At 64.7% G+C, this 15,596-nt stretch carries 17 protein-coding genes; 9 read left to right on the forward strand and 8 right to left on the reverse strand.

Features of this window, described 5'->3' with window-relative positions:
• The first annotated feature begins 188 nt into the window (after positions 1-188).
• Both M0R88_RS16945 and M0R88_RS16950 read left to right on the forward strand, forming a co-directional pair.
• Positions 189-1,445, forward strand: coding sequence for a Glu/Leu/Phe/Val family dehydrogenase (locus M0R88_RS16945; RefSeq protein WP_248654602.1), 1,257 nt, complete (start codon positions 189-191; stop codon positions 1,443-1,445).
• Between the two features lie 198 nt (positions 1,446-1,643).
• On the forward strand, positions 1,644-2,237 hold the full coding sequence (locus tag M0R88_RS16950) for a flagellin (protein ID WP_248654603.1): 594 nt from the start codon (positions 1,644-1,646) through the stop codon (positions 2,235-2,237).
• Positions 2,238-2,303: 66 nt separating this feature from the next.
• Here the strand turns inward: M0R88_RS16950 and M0R88_RS16955 are convergent, their stop codons facing one another.
• Positions 2,304-2,960, reverse strand: coding sequence for an outer membrane protein assembly factor BamB family protein (locus M0R88_RS16955; protein ID WP_248654604.1), 657 nt, complete (start codon positions 2,958-2,960; stop codon positions 2,304-2,306).
• A gap of 79 nt (positions 2,961-3,039) precedes the next feature.
• The gene (locus tag M0R88_RS16960) at positions 3,040-4,182 is read right to left on the reverse strand and encodes an acyl-CoA dehydrogenase family protein (RefSeq protein WP_248654605.1); all 1,143 of its coding nucleotides are present in this window, start codon (positions 4,180-4,182) and stop codon (positions 3,040-3,042) included.
• Positions 4,183-4,274: 92 nt separating this feature from the next.
• Here M0R88_RS16960 and M0R88_RS16965 point away from each other — a divergent pair, with 92 nt between their 5' ends.
• From M0R88_RS16965 to M0R88_RS16980, 5 genes are all read left to right on the forward strand, one after another.
• On the forward strand, positions 4,275-5,594 hold the full coding sequence (locus M0R88_RS16965) for an outer membrane protein assembly factor BamB family protein (protein WP_248654606.1): 1,320 nt from the start codon (positions 4,275-4,277) through the stop codon (positions 5,592-5,594).
• 60 nt (positions 5,595-5,654) lie between these two features.
• Complete coding sequence (locus tag M0R88_RS16970; protein WP_248654607.1) at positions 5,655-7,103, forward strand: aryl-sulfate sulfotransferase; 1,449 nt, start codon at positions 5,655-5,657, stop codon at positions 7,101-7,103.
• A gap of 270 nt (positions 7,104-7,373) precedes the next feature.
• Entirely contained in the window at positions 7,374-7,511 is a 138-nt protein-coding gene (locus tag M0R88_RS18850) for a DUF7344 domain-containing protein (protein ID WP_438267213.1), read from the forward strand.
• Positions 7,512-7,564: 53 nt separating this feature from the next.
• On the forward strand, positions 7,565-8,374 hold the full coding sequence (locus M0R88_RS16975) for an RIO1 family regulatory kinase/ATPase domain-containing protein (RefSeq protein ID WP_248654608.1): 810 nt from the start codon (positions 7,565-7,567) through the stop codon (positions 8,372-8,374).
• 187 nt (positions 8,375-8,561) lie between these two features.
• Positions 8,562-10,100, forward strand: a complete 1,539-nt coding sequence (locus M0R88_RS16980; RefSeq protein ID WP_248654609.1) for an aldehyde dehydrogenase family protein — start codon at positions 8,562-8,564, stop codon at positions 10,098-10,100.
• Between the two features lie 500 nt (positions 10,101-10,600).
• Here the strand turns inward: M0R88_RS16980 and M0R88_RS16985 are convergent, their stop codons facing one another.
• The 5 genes from M0R88_RS16985 to M0R88_RS17005 all read right to left on the reverse strand — a co-directional run bounded on the left by M0R88_RS16985 (position 10,601) and on the right by M0R88_RS17005 (position 13,153).
• On the reverse strand, positions 10,601-11,107 hold the full coding sequence (locus tag M0R88_RS16985; RefSeq protein ID WP_248654610.1) for a DUF7344 domain-containing protein: 507 nt from the start codon (positions 11,105-11,107) through the stop codon (positions 10,601-10,603).
• 160 nt (positions 11,108-11,267) lie between these two features.
• Positions 11,268-12,071 carry a carbon-nitrogen family hydrolase gene (locus M0R88_RS16990; RefSeq protein ID WP_248654611.1) on the reverse strand — a complete coding sequence of 268 codons (804 nt, stop codon included), beginning with the start codon at positions 12,069-12,071 and terminating at the stop codon, positions 11,268-11,270.
• On the reverse strand, positions 12,068-12,490 hold the full coding sequence (locus tag M0R88_RS16995) for an SRPBCC family protein (RefSeq protein ID WP_248654612.1): 423 nt from the start codon (positions 12,488-12,490) through the stop codon (positions 12,068-12,070). Before M0R88_RS16995 ends, M0R88_RS16990 begins: the two co-directional genes overlap by 4 nt.
• A 90-nt stretch (positions 12,491-12,580) precedes the next feature.
• Positions 12,581-12,805, reverse strand: a complete 225-nt coding sequence (locus M0R88_RS17000; RefSeq protein ID WP_248654613.1) for a DUF7123 family protein — start codon at positions 12,803-12,805, stop codon at positions 12,581-12,583.
• A gap of 162 nt (positions 12,806-12,967) precedes the next feature.
• Positions 12,968-13,153: a DUF7525 family protein gene (locus tag M0R88_RS17005; protein WP_248654614.1), complete on the reverse strand. Its 186-nt coding sequence runs from the start codon at positions 13,151-13,153 to the stop codon at positions 12,968-12,970.
• Between the two features lie 211 nt (positions 13,154-13,364).
• On the opposite strand from M0R88_RS17005, the gene M0R88_RS17010 reads away from it, so the two are divergent.
• Both M0R88_RS17010 and M0R88_RS18790 read left to right on the forward strand, forming a co-directional pair.
• Entirely contained in the window at positions 13,365-14,552 is a 1,188-nt protein-coding gene (locus M0R88_RS17010) for an LEA/WHy family protein (RefSeq protein ID WP_248654615.1), read from the forward strand.
• Positions 14,553-14,810: 258 nt separating this feature from the next.
• Entirely contained in the window at positions 14,811-15,203 is a 393-nt protein-coding gene (locus tag M0R88_RS18790) for a DUF7528 family protein (protein ID WP_368409395.1), read from the forward strand.
• A gap of 103 nt (positions 15,204-15,306) precedes the next feature.
• On the opposite strand, the gene M0R88_RS17020 is transcribed toward M0R88_RS18790, so the two are convergent.
• The gene (locus M0R88_RS17020; protein ID WP_248654617.1) at positions 15,307-15,480 is read right to left on the reverse strand and encodes a hypothetical protein; all 174 of its coding nucleotides are present in this window, start codon (positions 15,478-15,480) and stop codon (positions 15,307-15,309) included.
• Positions 15,481-15,596: the final 116 nt, after the last annotated feature.

The raw sequence follows: 15,596 nt of genomic DNA on the forward strand, positions 1-15,596 counted from the left end.
CGTAGGCGTACAAAATATTAATGCTATAGAGTTGTCTTAGGTCCTTATACACACACTTACGCCAGCGGTCGGCTTTGGATGCGGTTAGTCGAAATCGCCGGCATACGGCCCGACGCGCGGTTTCCGATTTCGGAAACTGTATGAGTGCCAATCGAGACGTTGTAACTTGACGCCAGAAATTACCACCCATGTCCGAGCAAGCAAATCCCTTCGAAAGCCTGCAGGAACAGATCGACGACGCGTCGGAGTACATGGACGTCGGCGAGGACGTGCTGAAACGCCTCAAACACCCCGAGCGCGTGCTCGAAACCAATCTCTCCGTCGAGTTGGACGACGACGACGTCGAGGTGTTCAAAGCGTTCCGCTCGGAGTTCAACGGCGACCGCGGTCCGTACAAGGGCGGTATTCGCTACCATCCCGGCGTCACCCGCGACGAGGTCAAGGCGCTCTCGGGGTGGATGGTCTACAAGTGCGCCATCGTGGACATTCCCTACGGCGGCGGGAAGGGCGGCATCGTCATCGACCCGGACGACTACAGCGAGGACGAACTCGAACGAATCACGCGGTCGTTCGCCAAGGAACTGCGCCCGTTTATCGGCGTGGACAAGGACATCCCTGCGCCCGACGTGAACACGGGCCAGCGCGAGATGAACTGGATCAAGGACACCTACGAGACGCTGGAGAACACGACCGCGCCCGGCGTCATCACGGGTAAGTCCCCCGACAGCGGCGGGAGCGCGGGCCGCGTCGAGGCGACCGGTCGCTCGACCATGCTCACCGCACGCGAGGCGTTCGACTACCTCGACCGTGACATCGAGGGCGCGTCCGTCGCGGTGCAGGGCTACGGGAACGCCGGGTGGATAGCCGCGAAACTCATCGACGAACTCGGTGCGAACGTCGTCTCCGTCTCCGACTCCAGCGGTGCTATCTACAACGAGGACGGCTTCGACCCAGTGGACGTCAAGAGCCACAAGAACGAGACCGGCAGCGTCTCGGGCTACTCCGAAGCCGACGAGGAGTTCTCCAACGAGGACCTGCTCACGCTCGACGTGGACCTGCTGGTCCCCGCCGCGCTGGAAAACGCCATCGACGGCGACCTCGCCGAGGACGTGCAGGCCGACGTCGTCGTGGAGGCCGCCAACGGGCCGCTCACGCCCGACGCCGACGACGTGCTCGCCGACTCGGACACCTACGTCTTCCCCGACATCCTCGCCAACGCGGGCGGGGTCACCGTCTCGTACTTCGAGTGGGTCCAGAACCGCCAGCGGTTCCACTGGACCGAGGAGCGCGTCAACGACGAACTCGAACGCATCATCACGGACGCCTTCGACAACCTCGTCGAGACCTACGAGGAGACCGGCGCGCCGAACATGCGCACCGCCGCGTACGTCGTCGCCATCCAGCGCGTCGTGGACGCCTACGAGGAGAGCGGCAACTGGCCCTGAGATTTAGATAAACGGACAGTCACGTTCGTTTTCTTTCGAGGTAACGTATATCATAAGGTGGGGATTTAGAATAGGGCTGAACTGCCGCTAGAGGCGCTTAGAATCCTTTTTAATCCGTACTTCGTCCTGTTTTCATTCCTGATAACCGTATCGGGGTTTTATGTCCTAGGTGTGAGAATAGCTGTTCAGAAGAGAACCATGTTCGACACCGACAACTGGCGGCCCGACCGGGCACAGGTGGGTATCGGTACACTCATCGTGTTCATCGCTATGGTGCTGGTCGCCGCCATCGCAGCGGGCGTACTCATCAACACCGCAGGCTTCCTGCAGACGAAGTCCGAGCAGACGGGCACGGAAGCCACCGGGCAAGTGACCAATCGGGTGAATGTCGTCAGCACCGTCGGCATCGTAGGTAACGACCAGTCCATTCACATGGTGAACCTCACCGTGATGAAGAGTTCCGGGTCGGGTGACGTGAACCTCTCGACGGCCACCGTCGAGTGGCTCGGTCCCGACAGCGGGAAGATTCTGACCAGAGCCGACGACGGCGTCGCCAACGACACGCGGTTCAACGTCAGCACCATCAAGGACATTCAGAACACGTATCCGGTCCTCGTGGACCAAGGCGACCGGTTCCGCATCTCGCTGAACACCGCGGAACTGACCGAGAACTCCCACGGTCTCCGCGAAAGCGAGGAGTTCACCATCAAAATCGTCACGTCGGCGGGCGCGGTTACCTACCACCACAGCGTGCCCCAGACGCTGACCAGCCAAAAAGCGGTCTCGCTGTAACCGGTCTACCCGCCGTTTTTCTCTTTCTCTCGCACTCCGCGATTCGAGCGACAGCGCTGGCTTGGGTTACAACTCGTAGACCCGGAGCGTCGCTTCGACCGGCGACTCGCCCGTTTGATTCGGATGCCGACCCGCCGTCGTGACGACGAGGTGGCTCGAAGCCGCGACGGGACCGCGGATTCGGGTCGCGGCCGTCGAGACGTGCCATCGCACATCGCCAGTATCGGCGTCGAGACCGTGGACGCTCACCTCACTTCCGTCCGACTGGGGCACGATGAGCGTACCGTCGAGTAGAATCGGCGAGGTCTCTTGGGTCCACTCACCGTCGCCTACCTCCGTTTGCCACAATCGCTCTCCGGACGCCAGCGCGTACGCTTCGAGGGTCGCCTCGGGGCCGTCGGTTCCCGGCGCGCCACGAGTGACGAAGACGGTATCGCCGACCACGGTGGGTGTGGTCAACGACCCGCTTACGGTCGTCTCCGCCGACGCGGACGGTTCGTCGTCGGCGGCGAGCGCGGGCACGTACCCGTTGTGTGTCTCGGTCCGACCGATTTGCGGCCAGTCGCGTGTGTTTCCGGCGGACTGCTCGGACGTGGTCTCGTCGTTCGTCGTCGTGGCCGTGCTTCCGGACGCCGAGAGGGGTCCGGAACAGCCAGCGACGGCGGTCGTACCCGTAGCGGCAAGGAAGGCTCTGCGAGTGGTGGAGGGTTCGTCGGGCGACATACTCGGGCAGTCTCACGACCCGGTGTTAAAATTTCTGAGACTCGCGGTCGGCTGGAGAGGGGTTTCGCTCGGGCGGACGTTAGAGACCCAGTTCCCGGCCGATGACGAGGTGCTGAATCTCGCTGGTCCCCTCACCGATCTCCATCAGTTTCGCGTCGCGGAAGAACCGCTGAGGCGCGAAGTCCTCGGTGTAGCCGTAGCCGCCGAGCGTCTGCACTGCGTCCTCGGCGACTTCGCGGGCGGCCTCGCTGGCGTCGAGTTTGGCGAGCGCGCTCTCGTGAGAGACCGAGTTCCCTTGGTCGTACTTCCACGCCGCCTTGTGGGTCAGCAGGCGAGCGCGCTCGACCTTCCGGTCCATCGAGACGACCTTGTTCCGGATGGCGTCGAACTTCGAGATGGGCTGGCCGAACTGCTCGCGCTCGGTGCTGTACTCCTTGGCGGCCTCGAAAGCGCCCTGCGCGAGACCGGTCGAGAGCGCCGCGATGGAGATGCGACCGCCGTCCAGCGTCTTCTTCGTCTGGTCCCAGCCGTCGCCCTCCTCGCCGAGCAGACGGTCCTCGGGGAGTCGCACGTCGTCGAGTTGGATTTCGCAGGTCGGCGAGGCGTTCAGGCCCATCTTGTCCCAGACGGTCGTGACCTCGAAGCCGTCGTCCTGCTCGGGGTCAACGATGAACGTGGAGATACCGTCGTAGCCCGCGCCGGGGTCCGTGACCGCCTTGACGAGGACCGACCCGGCGACGTTGGCGTTGGTGATGAACTGCTTGGTGCCGTTCAGGACCCACTCGTCGCCCTCTTTTTCCGCCATCGTGTCCATGTCGCTGGCGTCCGACCCGCTACCGGGTTCGGTCAGCGCCCACGAGCCGAGGTACTCGCCCTCCGCGAGCGGACGAAGCCAGCGTTCCTTCTGCTCTTCGGTGCCGAACAGTTCGATGGGCTTGGAGGCCAGCGAGACGTGCGCGGCGTACGAGAGACCGATGGACCCGGAGACTCGACCCAACTCCTCGGTCACGAGCGCGTACATCAATTGGTCGCCGCCCAGACCGCCCCATTCCTCGCTGACGGGCACGCCCATCATGTCGAGGTCCGCGAGTTGGGAGAATATCTCCTCCGGGAAGCGGTGTTCGTCCTCGATGTCCTGCGCGATGGGTTCGATCTCCTCGTCGCAGAACCGACGCACCTCGTCCCGAATCATCTGATGCTCGTCGGGAAGGCTGAAATCCATACGCAATTTTTGCGCGAGTGGTAGTATAAAGACAGCGAACCAGCGTCGGGGGTTCCGGAAGACACTTGCCACGGTAGCCTGACGCGTCTGCCATGGCCTCGCCCTCCCGCCGCGACCTCCTCCGGGCGACCGGGCTCGGTCTCGCCGCCATCGCCGGTTGCGCCGGTCGAGAAGCCCCTCCGAACGACACGACCATGCATACCGCGACCGAGACGCGGCACACCGAAACGACGACCCAGACGACGACCGACACGATGAGCGAAACCGCCACGAGCGCGCCCCGAGACTGCGTTCCGGAGTCGATTCCCGAAAACGGCTGGCCGCTCCCCGACCGCGGCCCGACGGGAGCGAACTACGCACCGGCGGCGACCGGACCGACCGAGAAACCGACCGTCCGCTGGAAGCGGACCGTCGAGGAACCCGAAACGGAGGGCTACCTCGACGTGGCCCTCACCAGTCCGGTGGTCACGGCGGACCGAATCTTCGTCGGCAAGGCGCTCTATCCGGGCACCGAAAACGAGATGCCCGACGAGAACGCCGTCCACGCCTACGACCGCGAGACCGGCGAACTGGATTGGTCGCATCCGACGAAAGCTACGGTCCCAGAGTCGGTCGCGGTGATGGGCGAGGCGGTCTACGTCGTCACGGCGGGGTCGGTCCGCGCGGTCGAGAGACGCGGAGGAGTCGAACGCTGGCGGTTCGACCCGGAGCGGGGAGTTCAGGCGGCGACGCCGACCGACGGTCGAATCTACGTGAGTACCGATTCGGGGTCGGTGGTCGCGCTCCGGACCGACGGGTCGGTCGCGTGGACCGCGTCGGTCGGCGACTGGGTGGGGACTCGCCCGGCGGTCCACGACGGGACCGTCTTCGTGGGAACCGGCGACAGCAGGCTGACGGCGCTCCGTACCGACGACGGAGGCGAGCGCTGGTCGGTGCAGTTAGTGACCTCCGAGTCGAACGCCCGCGAAGTCCCCGGCGACGTCGCCGTGACCGACTGTGGCGTGTTCGCCACGCCTCACGGCGGCGTCGTCGCGCTCGATTTCGACGGGAGGGTTCGGTGGCGGGCGACCGGCGGACAGTACGTCCTCTCGACCGACGGAGAGACCGTCTATACGGGAACCGAATCCGGTCGCCTAATCGCGCTCTCGGCGGCCGACGGAGCGGTCCGGTGGCGGACGCTGCTCGGGGAGGGCAGCGACCAAAAGGTGGAAGACGTCTCCAGCGACCCGGTCGTCGCCGACGGCACCCTCTACTGTTCGACCCGGCCGGGCAGTCTCCACTCGCTCGACGCGGACACCCGGACCGAGAACTGGAACCTCGAGTTCGACTCGTCGTCAGAACCCGAGAAGCCCGCCGCGGTGGACGACGAACTGTTCGTGTCGGTCGGTCCATCGCTGGTCGCGCTGGAGTAATCGAATCGCTCATCGATACCGCCAAAACGCTGTTATCGTCCTTCGTCGTATTCCGCCCTCGTGAACGGTCGCACGCCGCCCAGAGTCCTCCTCGCAGTCGTCGTCCTCGGACTGGTCCTCTCGCTCGCCGTCGGATTCGTGACCGCCGGGCCGTCGCCCAACCAGCGATACGACCGGTCCGCCGACATCGCGACCGGCGACCGCCAACAGATGGTCGAAACCCGGCGCGGCGTCACCGTCGTCACGGCCCAGAAGGGAGGCATGCGCGGCCTCTCGGGCGAACTCGTCGCCTTCCGGCCGAACGGGACCGTCCTCTACCACACCGACCGACACAGTTCCTACTGGGACGTGGACCCGAGCATCCGGGGGAAGCGGACCGTCACCTACGTCGCAACGAAGTGGCTCAACGAGTCGGTCTGTGGCGGTGGCCCGCTGTTGGCCGACCGAGGGGACTGCCGTCGGAACGTTGTCGAACGCCTGAACCTGACCACCGGCGAACGAACCCGACTCTACGCCCACCGGATGGAAGGCGGTCGGTGGCACGACGTGGACGTAATCAACGACACTCACATCCTCGTCGGCGACATCGGCAACGAGGCCGTCTTCGTGGTCAACACGACGTCGGGCATCCGGGAGTGGACGTGGACCGCCGAGAGCGAACTCCCGATAACCGGCGGCGGGAGCTACGACAAGGACTGGGTCCACATCAACGACGTGGAACTGCTGGACGACGGCCGCATCATGGTGGACTTGCGGAATCAGGACCAAATCGCCTTCCTGAACCGAAGCCGCGGCATCGAGGCCAACTGGACCCTCGGGAGCGAGAACGAGTACGACACCCTGCGCGAACAGCACAATCCGGACTACATTCCCGAAGAGCGAGGCGGCCCGGCCGTCGTCGTCGCCGACTCCGAGAACGACCGCGTCGTGGAGTACCAGCGCGAGAACGGGAGTTGGAACCGGTCGTGGGTCTGGACCGACGACGCGATGCAGTGGCCCCGCGACGCCGACCGCCTGCCCAACGGCAACACCCTCGTCACCGACACCATCGGCGACCGGGTGTTCGAGGTGAACGAGACCGGCGCTATCGTCTGGAAGATACCCGTCGAACGGGCCTACGAGGCCGAACGCCTCGGCACGGGCGGCGAGAGTGCGGGCGGGCCGAGTGCCGCGGCGGCCGGCCTCCAGTCGCGGCGCGCACAGCCGCCGTCGGGACTCGCCGAGCAGTTCGAAGAGGCGGTCCGCGACGCGGTACCCGTCCAAGTCCAGAACGGACTGCTCGGATACTTCTTCCCGTGGTGGATGGGGTTCTACGACGTGCTGGCGACGTTCGCGCTGGTCGCCGTCCTCGCGGTCTGGGGCGGACTCGAACTGTGGTGGTCGTCGCTCTCGCTCCCGACCCGACTACCGTCGAGTCTCGACTCCCTATCCTCGGTCCGGTTGCTCCTCCTGTTGACCGGACTGGCGGCCGTCGGCTACGTCGCCTCGGTGGTCGCGTCGCTGATTTGACGTGAACCGGGGCTTCGCGGGGGACTCATAAACGTCGTGACTACTGGGCCAACGGGCTTTTTTTCGTGACGCGAGTATCGACGCTATCGAATGACGGAGAGTCGGCTCGACCCGATTCTCGGGGCTTTGGCACATTCCCGACGACGCGCAGTAGTACGCTGTCTGAACAGAGAGTATCTGCCGATTCCGGTCCCGTCCTTTTCGACCTACCTGGCGCTGTCGCTGTTTCCCGACGCGGACACCGACGACTTCGAGGCGTTCTGAGCCGAGATTCAGAGCAGCCTCTACCACGTCCACCTGCCGAAACTGGCCGACGCCGGCATCGTGACCTACGACCGGGACCTCGCCGACGGCGTCATCGACGAGGGACCCGAGTTCGAGACCGCGGTGGCGTTTCTGGAGATCTAATGTCGGAGCCTGGGCAAGTGGCTTTTTGAGGGCCGGACGCTTAGTCGCCTCCGATGAGTATCCGGCGGCTGGTGCGTGGCACCATCGAGTGGGAGCGACTCGAAGCGGTCTTCGTGGAGATGGCTCGGCGCTACGACCGGCCGGAGTTACGCGTCGAGTTTCTGGACGCCGACAACTGGCTCTCGACGCCCTGCGTGGTGGACGAACGATGGTTCGTCAAGATAATCACGCGCCAGAACTCGATAGTCCACGCGCTGTTCACCGGCGCGCGCAACCTCGGGGCCTTCTCGTCGGGCACCGAGGGGTTCTTCGAACACTCCGCCGGGCCGGTCGAGATGGCCGAACAGGAGTTGGAGGCCACCGAGCGGATGCGCGAAATCGGGCTGAACGCGCCCGCTCCGATCGAGGTCTTCGAGGTGGAGGACATGGCCGTCCTCGTGATGGAGTACCTGCCCGACTTCCGGACGTTCGAGGAGATGGACGCCGAGGAGGTCGAACACCTCGCGCCCGAGGTGTTCGAGTCGCTGGCCGCGATGCACGACAACCGCCTCGCCCACGGCGACCTGCGCGGCGAGAACGTCCTCGTCCAGCACGGCGAGGTGTACTTCATCGACGCGACGACGGTTCGGGAAGACGCCATCGAGGAGGCCCGGTCGTACGACCTCGCGTGCGCGCTCGCCGCGCTCGAACCCCGAATCGGCGCGCGAGCCGCAGTCGCGGCCGCCGCAAAACACTACTCGCCCGACGAGTTGCTCGCGGCGCGAGACTTTCTGGACTTCGTGAACATCCGGCCGGACCACGACTTCGACGCCGTGAGCGTCAAGGGCGAGATAGAGAAGTTGGCGGACGCGAATGGGGAGTGACCTCGGACGTTGAGTGACCCCGGACCCCGAACGGCGAACGACCACGAACGGCGAGTAACGGCCACGCGACACGTCGTCACACGTCCGATTTCGGATGTCTACGGGCGCGCCAACCCGTCGAGCGTTGGGTCAACTGGCCGAAATTGGGAGACTTTTTATCCGTGCCGGTCCCAATTTTTGCCAGAGTATGAGTCAACAGGCAAGCGAGGAGACTTACCAGCACTACATCGGCGGCGAGTGGACCGAGGGACGCGGCGACGAGACCTTCGAGAGCGTCGATCCGTCCAATCAGGAAGTACTCGGCGAGTTCCACCGCGGCACCGAGGAAGACGTAGACGCCGCGCTCGCGGCCGCCAAGGAGGCCGAAGACGAGTGGGCCGACCTCTCGTACATCGACCGCGCGGAGTACCTCTGGGACGTCTACCACGAACTGAAGGACCGCACGGACGAACTCGGTGAAATCGTTACCAAAGAGTGCGGCAAGGAGATTTCGGAAGGCAAGGCCGACGTGGTCGAAGCCGCTCACATGGTCGAGTGGGCCGCGGGCAACGCCCGCCACCCCCACGGCGACGTGGTGCCCTCCGAAATCGGCAGCAAGGACGCCTACATGCGCCGCAAGCCCCGCGGCGTCATCGGCTGTATCACGCCGTGGAACTTCCCGGTCGCCATCCCGTTCTGGCACATGGCCTTGGCGCTGGTCGAGGGCAACACGGTCGTCTGGAAGCCCGCCGAGCAGACGCCGTGGTGCGGCCAGATCATCGCCGAGATGATGGTGGATGCCGGCATCCCCGAGGGCGTCTTCAACATGGTGCAGGGCTTCGGCGACGCCGGAAACGCCATCGTCGAGGACGACCGCGTGGACACCGTGCTGTTCACCGGCAGCAGCGAGGTCGGCCACAAGATCGCCGGCAAGGTCGGCGGCGAACCCGGCAAGCTCGCGGCCTGCGAGATGGGCGGCAAGAACGGCATCGTCGTCACCGAGAACGCGGACCTCGACATCGCGGTCCACTCCGCGGTGATGTCCTCGTTCAAGACCACGGGGCAGCGCTGCGTCTCCAGCGAGCGCCTCATCGTCCACGAGGACGTCTACGACGAGTTCAAGGAGCGCTACGTCGAACTCGCGCAGAGCGTCTCGGTCGGCGACCCCCTCGACGAGGACACCTTCATGGGTCCGATGGTCAACGAAGAGCAGGTCGAGAAGTTCGGTAAGTACAACGACCTCGCCCGCGAGGAGGGCGCGAACGTACTGGTGGACCGCGAAGAACTCGACGCCGACGAGATTCCCGAAGGCCATGAGGACGGCTACTGGGTCGGCCCGTTCGTCTACGAGATCGACTACGACACCGACCTCCGGTGCCTCCAAGAGGAAGTCTTCGGTCCGCACGTCGCGCTGGTGAAGTACAGCGGCGACATGGACCGCGCCATGGAGATTCACAACGACACGCCGTACGGACTCGCCGGCGCGGTCATCTCCGAGGACTACCGCCAAGTCAACCAGTTCCGCGACGAGGCGGAACTCGGACTGGCCTACGGCAACCTCCCGTGCATCGGCGCGGAGGTCCAACTGCCGTTCGGCGGCGTCAAGAAGTCCGGCAACGGCTACCCGAGCGCCCGCGAGGCCATCGAGGCCGTCACCGAGCGCACGGCGTGGACAGTGAACAACAGCAAGGACATCGAGATGGCGCAGGGTCTCAGCGCGGACATCAAGACCGAGAGCGACGACTGAAGCGAAGAAATCGCTTACAGCGATTTCGGAGCTTCGGTCTCACTCTCGCAGATTCCGACGACTGAACGGCGAGGCCCTCGTGGCCGAGCACTTTCGGTCCCGGATTCGTAGAGAGCGACGACCGAGCAGACCACCGACGAGTTACTTCGATTTTTCACCCCGGCGCGTGGGGGCGTCTGCGCGAGCGGATGCGAGCGCATGGCTCGTCGGACGCGGTTTGTCCGACGGCACGGCGCTCGTGAGCGCCGCGATCACCGCTCGAGGGACGACCGAAGGGAGAAGGTTGGGAAGACGAGGTGCTGTGCCGTGCGGAGCGGTGCAGTAGACTCCTGTGTTCAAGCCTGAAGCTATCCTCTCTCACCTCTGTCAACTCGTTCGCTCCGATTCGAACCACCGAGACTCACCCACCCCGACTCGAACCACCGAAGAACAGTCTAGCTACCGACCGAAACGACCGACCGAGCAACCGACCGAAAATCCGCGAAAAACGAATCCCGAATTCAGTCCCCGAATCGCAGGAGCTTCGGCCCCTCGACGGCCATCACGAACGAGATACTGAGCATCATAAACGCGACCGTGAGCAGTCCGTAGAGGCTCTCGGTCGTCACGTGCGTCGTCGGCGCGGTGCCGAGCCAGTTGCCCGCGATGACCGCACTTCCGACGACCGCAGTCCAGAGGAAGTACCGACTCCACTGGTGCGAGAACCGGCCGCGTTCGGGGGATTCGACTTCGAGAAATCGTCTGAGTCGTTCGGGGTCGGCGGTCAGCGTGACGAGTCGGTCCTCCGAGTCGTACTCGACCAATCCGTGTTCGCTCAGGCGCGGGATGTGAGTCTGATAGAGCGACGAGTACACCTGCTTTCGCTGGCGCGAGGTCAAGTCGGTGATGGGAGTGTCGTTCTCCCACGCCGCGATGCGCGCGCTCAGGTCGGTCAGCGTAATATGGCGGTCGTCCAACAGGTGTCGGAGGACTCGCCGCCGACGGGAGTTGCCCAGCAGGTCGAACATCGCCTCTCGGGAAGGACCCTGCGCGGCCGTCCCACCCCTGTTCGACGCACTCAACGTAGTTGTCGCTTCGGCCATCTGTCTATTATTGTATACTCTCATCTACTCCGTAATTAATATTCGGGTTTTTAGCCTTGTGGCCGTCAGACGTCTGGCCGACGTGTCAGCGTCGCCGGTCGCGCCACGCCGGGAACTCCTCGCGAACCGACTCGACGCGAGTCGGGTCCACGTCGGCCACGACGAGGTCCGGGTCGTCGTTCGTGCCGGCCAGCGTCGTGCCCCACGGGTCGTACACCGCCGAACGTCCGAGCAGGGAGGCGTCCTCGAAGTCGCCCGACCCGTTGATGGTCGCCACGAAGAACTGGTTCTCGACGGCGCGAGCCCGCGGCAGGAGCTGCCAGTGTTCGACGCGAGGGTACGGCCACGCGCTCGGCACCAACACGAGGTCAGCGCCCGCCTCGGCGATGTCGCGGTACAGTTCCGGGAACCGGAGGTCGTAGCAGGTCGTCATCCCGACCGTGGCACCCTCGAACTCGGCGATTCCCAACGCTTCGCCCGGTACGAGCATCTGGGCTTCCGCCGACTCGTAGCCGAAGAGGTGGTGCTTGCGGTAGACCGCGAGGCGCGTCCCCTCGCGGTCGAACAGGACCGAGGTGTTCGCCAGTCCCTCGTCGGCGGGCGTCTCGACGCTCTCGGTCTCGGCGAGGTCCTCCACGATGCTCCCCGCGAGGACGCCGATTCCGTGTTCGCGGGCCGCGTTCGCGATGCGTCCGAGCGTCGGTCCCTCGACCGGTTCGGCGGCGCGCTGGTAGGCGTCGAACGCGAAGTAGCCGACGTTGAAGATTTCGGGAAGCGCCACGAGGTCCGCGCCGCGCTCGGCGGCCTCGACGATGGCGTCCTCGGCGCGCTCGCGGTTGGCTTCGACGGCCCCGCCCTCGATCTCGAGCTGCGCGAGTGCGACTCTCACGCCGTCGCCTCCTCCCGAAGCGCGGCTTCGAGGTTGTCGAGTTCGTTGTCCAGATTCTTCTTGAAGAAGCGCTCGACGCCGGGCACCTTCCCCTCGACCGTGAACCGGTTAATCAGTTTGCTCCCGGTCTCGGTCTCCTGAATCTCGTGTTCGCCGGTCACGCGGAGCGCCGACGACCGGCCGACGAACTTCACGTAGCGCGGCGGGTCGCGCTCCACGTCCTCGGTCCGAACCGGGACGGTCGTGTCGAGAAACGGAATCGGGAGCTTGATGTGCCAGATAGACGACGTCTCCCCGGTTCGCTCGTAGTCGGCGACGACGCTGATAGCGCTCGCTCGTTTCTCCGGGTCCGCGATGAACTCCCACACGTTCTCCGGCGAAACCCCGAGGTCGAAGGTCCGCTCTACCCGGACAGTCATATCGGGACTTCGGGCCGGGTCGTCAAAAACCCGCCGGACCTCTCGCGACGTGCGCGAGTGCGGTCGGTCTCGGCCGTCGTCCCCGGCGGCTCAGCCCAGCGTTACCTTCCACGTCGTGGACTTCGCGCGTCCCCACTTCTCGATATCGACCTCTTCGCTCTTCTCGGCGAGTTCCGGCAGTCGCACGCCCACCTGCTTCGAGGAGAGACCCAGGTGCTCGGCGATGTTCTTCGACCGGAAGTAACGCTCGCCTTTCGAGACGCTCTCGCGGAGGTACGCGAGGATGCGCCGTTCCTCGTCGCTGTAGTCAGTCATCCTTACACGCTACTAGGGCGCTCGGAACCTTAACGATTTCCCGCCGGTAATCGTTCAGTTCGGCGACCCGTCCCCGCCGAGACCGGTCGAATCACGTTCGATTCACCGGGCAATCGGCGCGAGCGCCGGTTTACGGAGGAGTTACCCCGACGACGCAGTGGACTACCAGTAGAGGTGGACCGCGGCGACGGCGAGGACCCCGGCGACGACGGCACCCGCGAAGCCCCACGCGGCGAGTTCGCTACCCGGTTCCAGGAACATCGCTACCGTCGATCCGACCGCCAGCAGGGTGAACAGCGTGGCGAGTCCGATACCTTTGTCGCTGGCGACAGTCTCGTGTTCGGCCATGTCCGGCGTTTCCGTCGGGCGGAACTTAGTTCATTCTACTCGTCGGCCTCGTTCGCAGTCATCGTCGCTGATTCACGACTCTCATCGCCGGTCCGCAGTCCTCCTCGGTCGTCCGTGGTTTCTCGGGGCCGTCCGTGAATTCCCGTCAATCGCCTATGAGTTTTCGTCGCCTGCCGGTAGGTTTTACGGCGTGGGGTGTGGGCTACGAGATATGCTCGGGACGGTCAAGTCGGCGTTACTCGGGAGTAAGATTCGTGTACTGGTCACGCTACTGTTGGCGCTCGGGGTCGTCGTCGGTGGCGGACTCTCGCTCGGCGTCCTCGGCGCGCCGAGCGTCGTCGGCGTCCACAACAGTTTCGGCGACGTGACCGAGGAGACGACCGAAATTCGGACCGAACTCGTCGTCCGGAACCCGAACCCCGTTGGTATCAATCTCGGCGGCGTGTCGGTGTCCTACGACGTGACGATGAACGACGTGGCCATGGCTAACGGGACGAAGGAGGGCGTCTCGGTCGGCACGGGCAACAGCACCGTGAACGTCAGCACGCGGATGGACAACGAGAGGATTCCCGCGTGGTGGGTCAGCCACGTCCGGAACGGCGAGGAGACGGCGCTCCGGGTGGACGCGACGGTTCGGTCCTCGACGCTCGGCCGGAGTTTTCAGGCCCCGCCGGTCGAACGTCAAATCTCGACCGACGTCATCTCGCAGTTCAACTCCACCGAACCGCGGCCCATCGACGCCGACCAACCGCTGGTCTCGGACCCCGTGGGCTACGTCAACGAGACCAGCGCGCGGTGGGGCGAGGTGACGGCCTCCGAGACGCCCATCGACATGCGGTTCACAGTCTACAACGCCAAGTCGCTCCCGATGGCTGTCACCGAAATCGGATACACCATCACGATGAACAACATCACGGTCGGCAACGGGTCGAGCGAGACGGGCCACGTCATCGAAGGCCACAGTACGGAAACCATCGAGACCCGGACGGCCATCCGGAACGGGAAACTCGACCAGTGGTGGGTCTCGCACCTCGAAAACGACCAAGTGACCGACCTCCGCATCGACTTCTACGCCGAGTTGGAACTCGGCGGCGAGACGTTCCGCGTGCCGCTGGAGGACCTAACCTACCGGAAGACCATCGAAACCGACATCTTCGGGAACAAAGCCGAGTCCAGCGGATCGACCACCGGCAGTGAAGCCAGAACTGCCGACGACTCGAAGTCGGGCGGAGAGACGACCGCGGGCGACGGTTCGGAAACAACCGCAAACGACGACTCGGCGACGACGACAGACGGTGACACCGCCACCACTACCACCGCGAACGACGGCGCGACCGGCGGCGAGACCACGACCACCGACGACGGTCTCCTCTCGCTTTCTGTGTCCGGACTCCGATAGCGCGGCGACGAAACGTTTCGCGCTCGAACGCTCGCCAGCGGTGGAGCTTCACGGCTATCCGGAATCCACATCTCCGGGAAAACGGCGCAGATATTTCCGGTCGCCGGTAGAGTTTTAACCTCGGGTGAGAGAGCTACCAACGCATGACACGGAGTGTAGACGCTCCTGATCGAGTTCTTCTCGTGCGATGAGAGTGACGTTTCGATACGGAGCGACGGCGAGTCGATAGTACTGGCGGTAGACGGTGACGACTACCAACTGTCCAGAGGCGAGGCCGCGGACCTGCAGGACGCGGTCGGCGACGCGCTGACCCAGCGCCGGGAGTTCTTCCGGACCGCTGGCGTCCACCGCGAGGACGGCACCTACGAGGTCGTCCGGCGCGGGGCCGACTCGGCGGGCAACTCGAAGGTGTTCGAGGATTTCCGCGAACTGCGCCGGCTGTTCGACCGACTGCCCGACGAGTTCTCGGCCGACGACGTGGGCCGGACGGGTATCACGGGGTCGCGTCGCCACATGCTGGTGCGCCACTTCGCGGAGCATCCCAGCTTCGACTGCACGATAACCCGGCGCAACCCGCTGACCGCCGAAAAGACCGCGGAATCGGCCTCCGAGCGACCTGCCGGCGAGAGCGAGGTGGTCAGCGCGGACTGACGCGGAGGCAGTTCGGCCGACCCGATTTCTCCGACAGTCGAACCGACCGATAGACGTCAGTGTCGCCGCCCGCGATACCGACGTTTCCTAGCAGTGTGGCTGGCTACGTGTCCGGACGCAAGTCGAACCCCTCGACTTCCTTGACGGCTTCCGACCCGCAGTTCGGACAGCGGTCCAGGGGTTCGTCGAATCGTTCGCCGCACTCGGTACACTCCAGCGCGACGCCGGGTTCGGTGTCGGGCACGAGCATGTCCCTGAGAGTCTCGACGATGCCCATACACCGAGTAACGTCCGACGACGGAAGGAAATTGTTGCCAAACGACAGACCGTCAGGGTTCGGGAAGAAGACGAGATTCGAATAGAGGACGCGTGCCGACCGAATCGGCGTCCGGC

Source organism: Halorussus gelatinilyticus, assembly GCF_023238445.1.
GTDB classification, from domain to species: domain Archaea; phylum Halobacteriota; class Halobacteria; order Halobacteriales; family Haladaptataceae; genus Halorussus; species Halorussus gelatinilyticus.

Excerpts from the sequence above, each read along its gene's own strand:
- M0R88_RS16945 (WP_248654602.1), top strand. The coding sequence starts at position 189 with ATGTCCGAGCAAGCAAATCCCTTCGAAAGCCTGCAGGAACAGATCGAC.
- M0R88_RS16950 (WP_248654603.1), top strand. The coding sequence starts at position 1,644 with ATGTTCGACACCGACAACTGGCGGCCCGACCGGGCACAGGTGGGTATC.
- M0R88_RS16955 (WP_248654604.1), bottom strand. The coding sequence starts at position 2,960 with ATGTCGCCCGACGAACCCTCCACCACTCGCAGAGCCTTCCTTGCCGCT.
- M0R88_RS16960 (WP_248654605.1), bottom strand. The coding sequence starts at position 4,182 with ATGGATTTCAGCCTTCCCGACGAGCATCAGATGATTCGGGACGAGGTG.
- M0R88_RS16965 (WP_248654606.1), top strand. The coding sequence starts at position 4,275 with ATGGCCTCGCCCTCCCGCCGCGACCTCCTCCGGGCGACCGGGCTCGGT.
- M0R88_RS16975 (WP_248654608.1), top strand. The coding sequence starts at position 7,565 with ATGAGTATCCGGCGGCTGGTGCGTGGCACCATCGAGTGGGAGCGACTC.
- M0R88_RS16980 (WP_248654609.1), top strand. The coding sequence starts at position 8,562 with ATGAGTCAACAGGCAAGCGAGGAGACTTACCAGCACTACATCGGCGGC.
- M0R88_RS16985 (WP_248654610.1), bottom strand. The coding sequence starts at position 11,107 with ATGTTCGACCTGCTGGGCAACTCCCGTCGGCGGCGAGTCCTCCGACAC.
- M0R88_RS16995 (WP_248654612.1), bottom strand. The coding sequence starts at position 12,490 with ATGACTGTCCGGGTAGAGCGGACCTTCGACCTCGGGGTTTCGCCGGAG.
- M0R88_RS17000 (WP_248654613.1), bottom strand. The coding sequence starts at position 12,805 with ATGACTGACTACAGCGACGAGGAACGGCGCATCCTCGCGTACCTCCGC.
- M0R88_RS17005 (WP_248654614.1), bottom strand. The coding sequence starts at position 13,153 with ATGGCCGAACACGAGACTGTCGCCAGCGACAAAGGTATCGGACTCGCC.
- M0R88_RS17010 (WP_248654615.1), top strand. The coding sequence starts at position 13,365 with ATGCTCGGGACGGTCAAGTCGGCGTTACTCGGGAGTAAGATTCGTGTA.
- M0R88_RS17020 (WP_248654617.1), bottom strand. The coding sequence starts at position 15,480 with ATGGGCATCGTCGAGACTCTCAGGGACATGCTCGTGCCCGACACCGAA.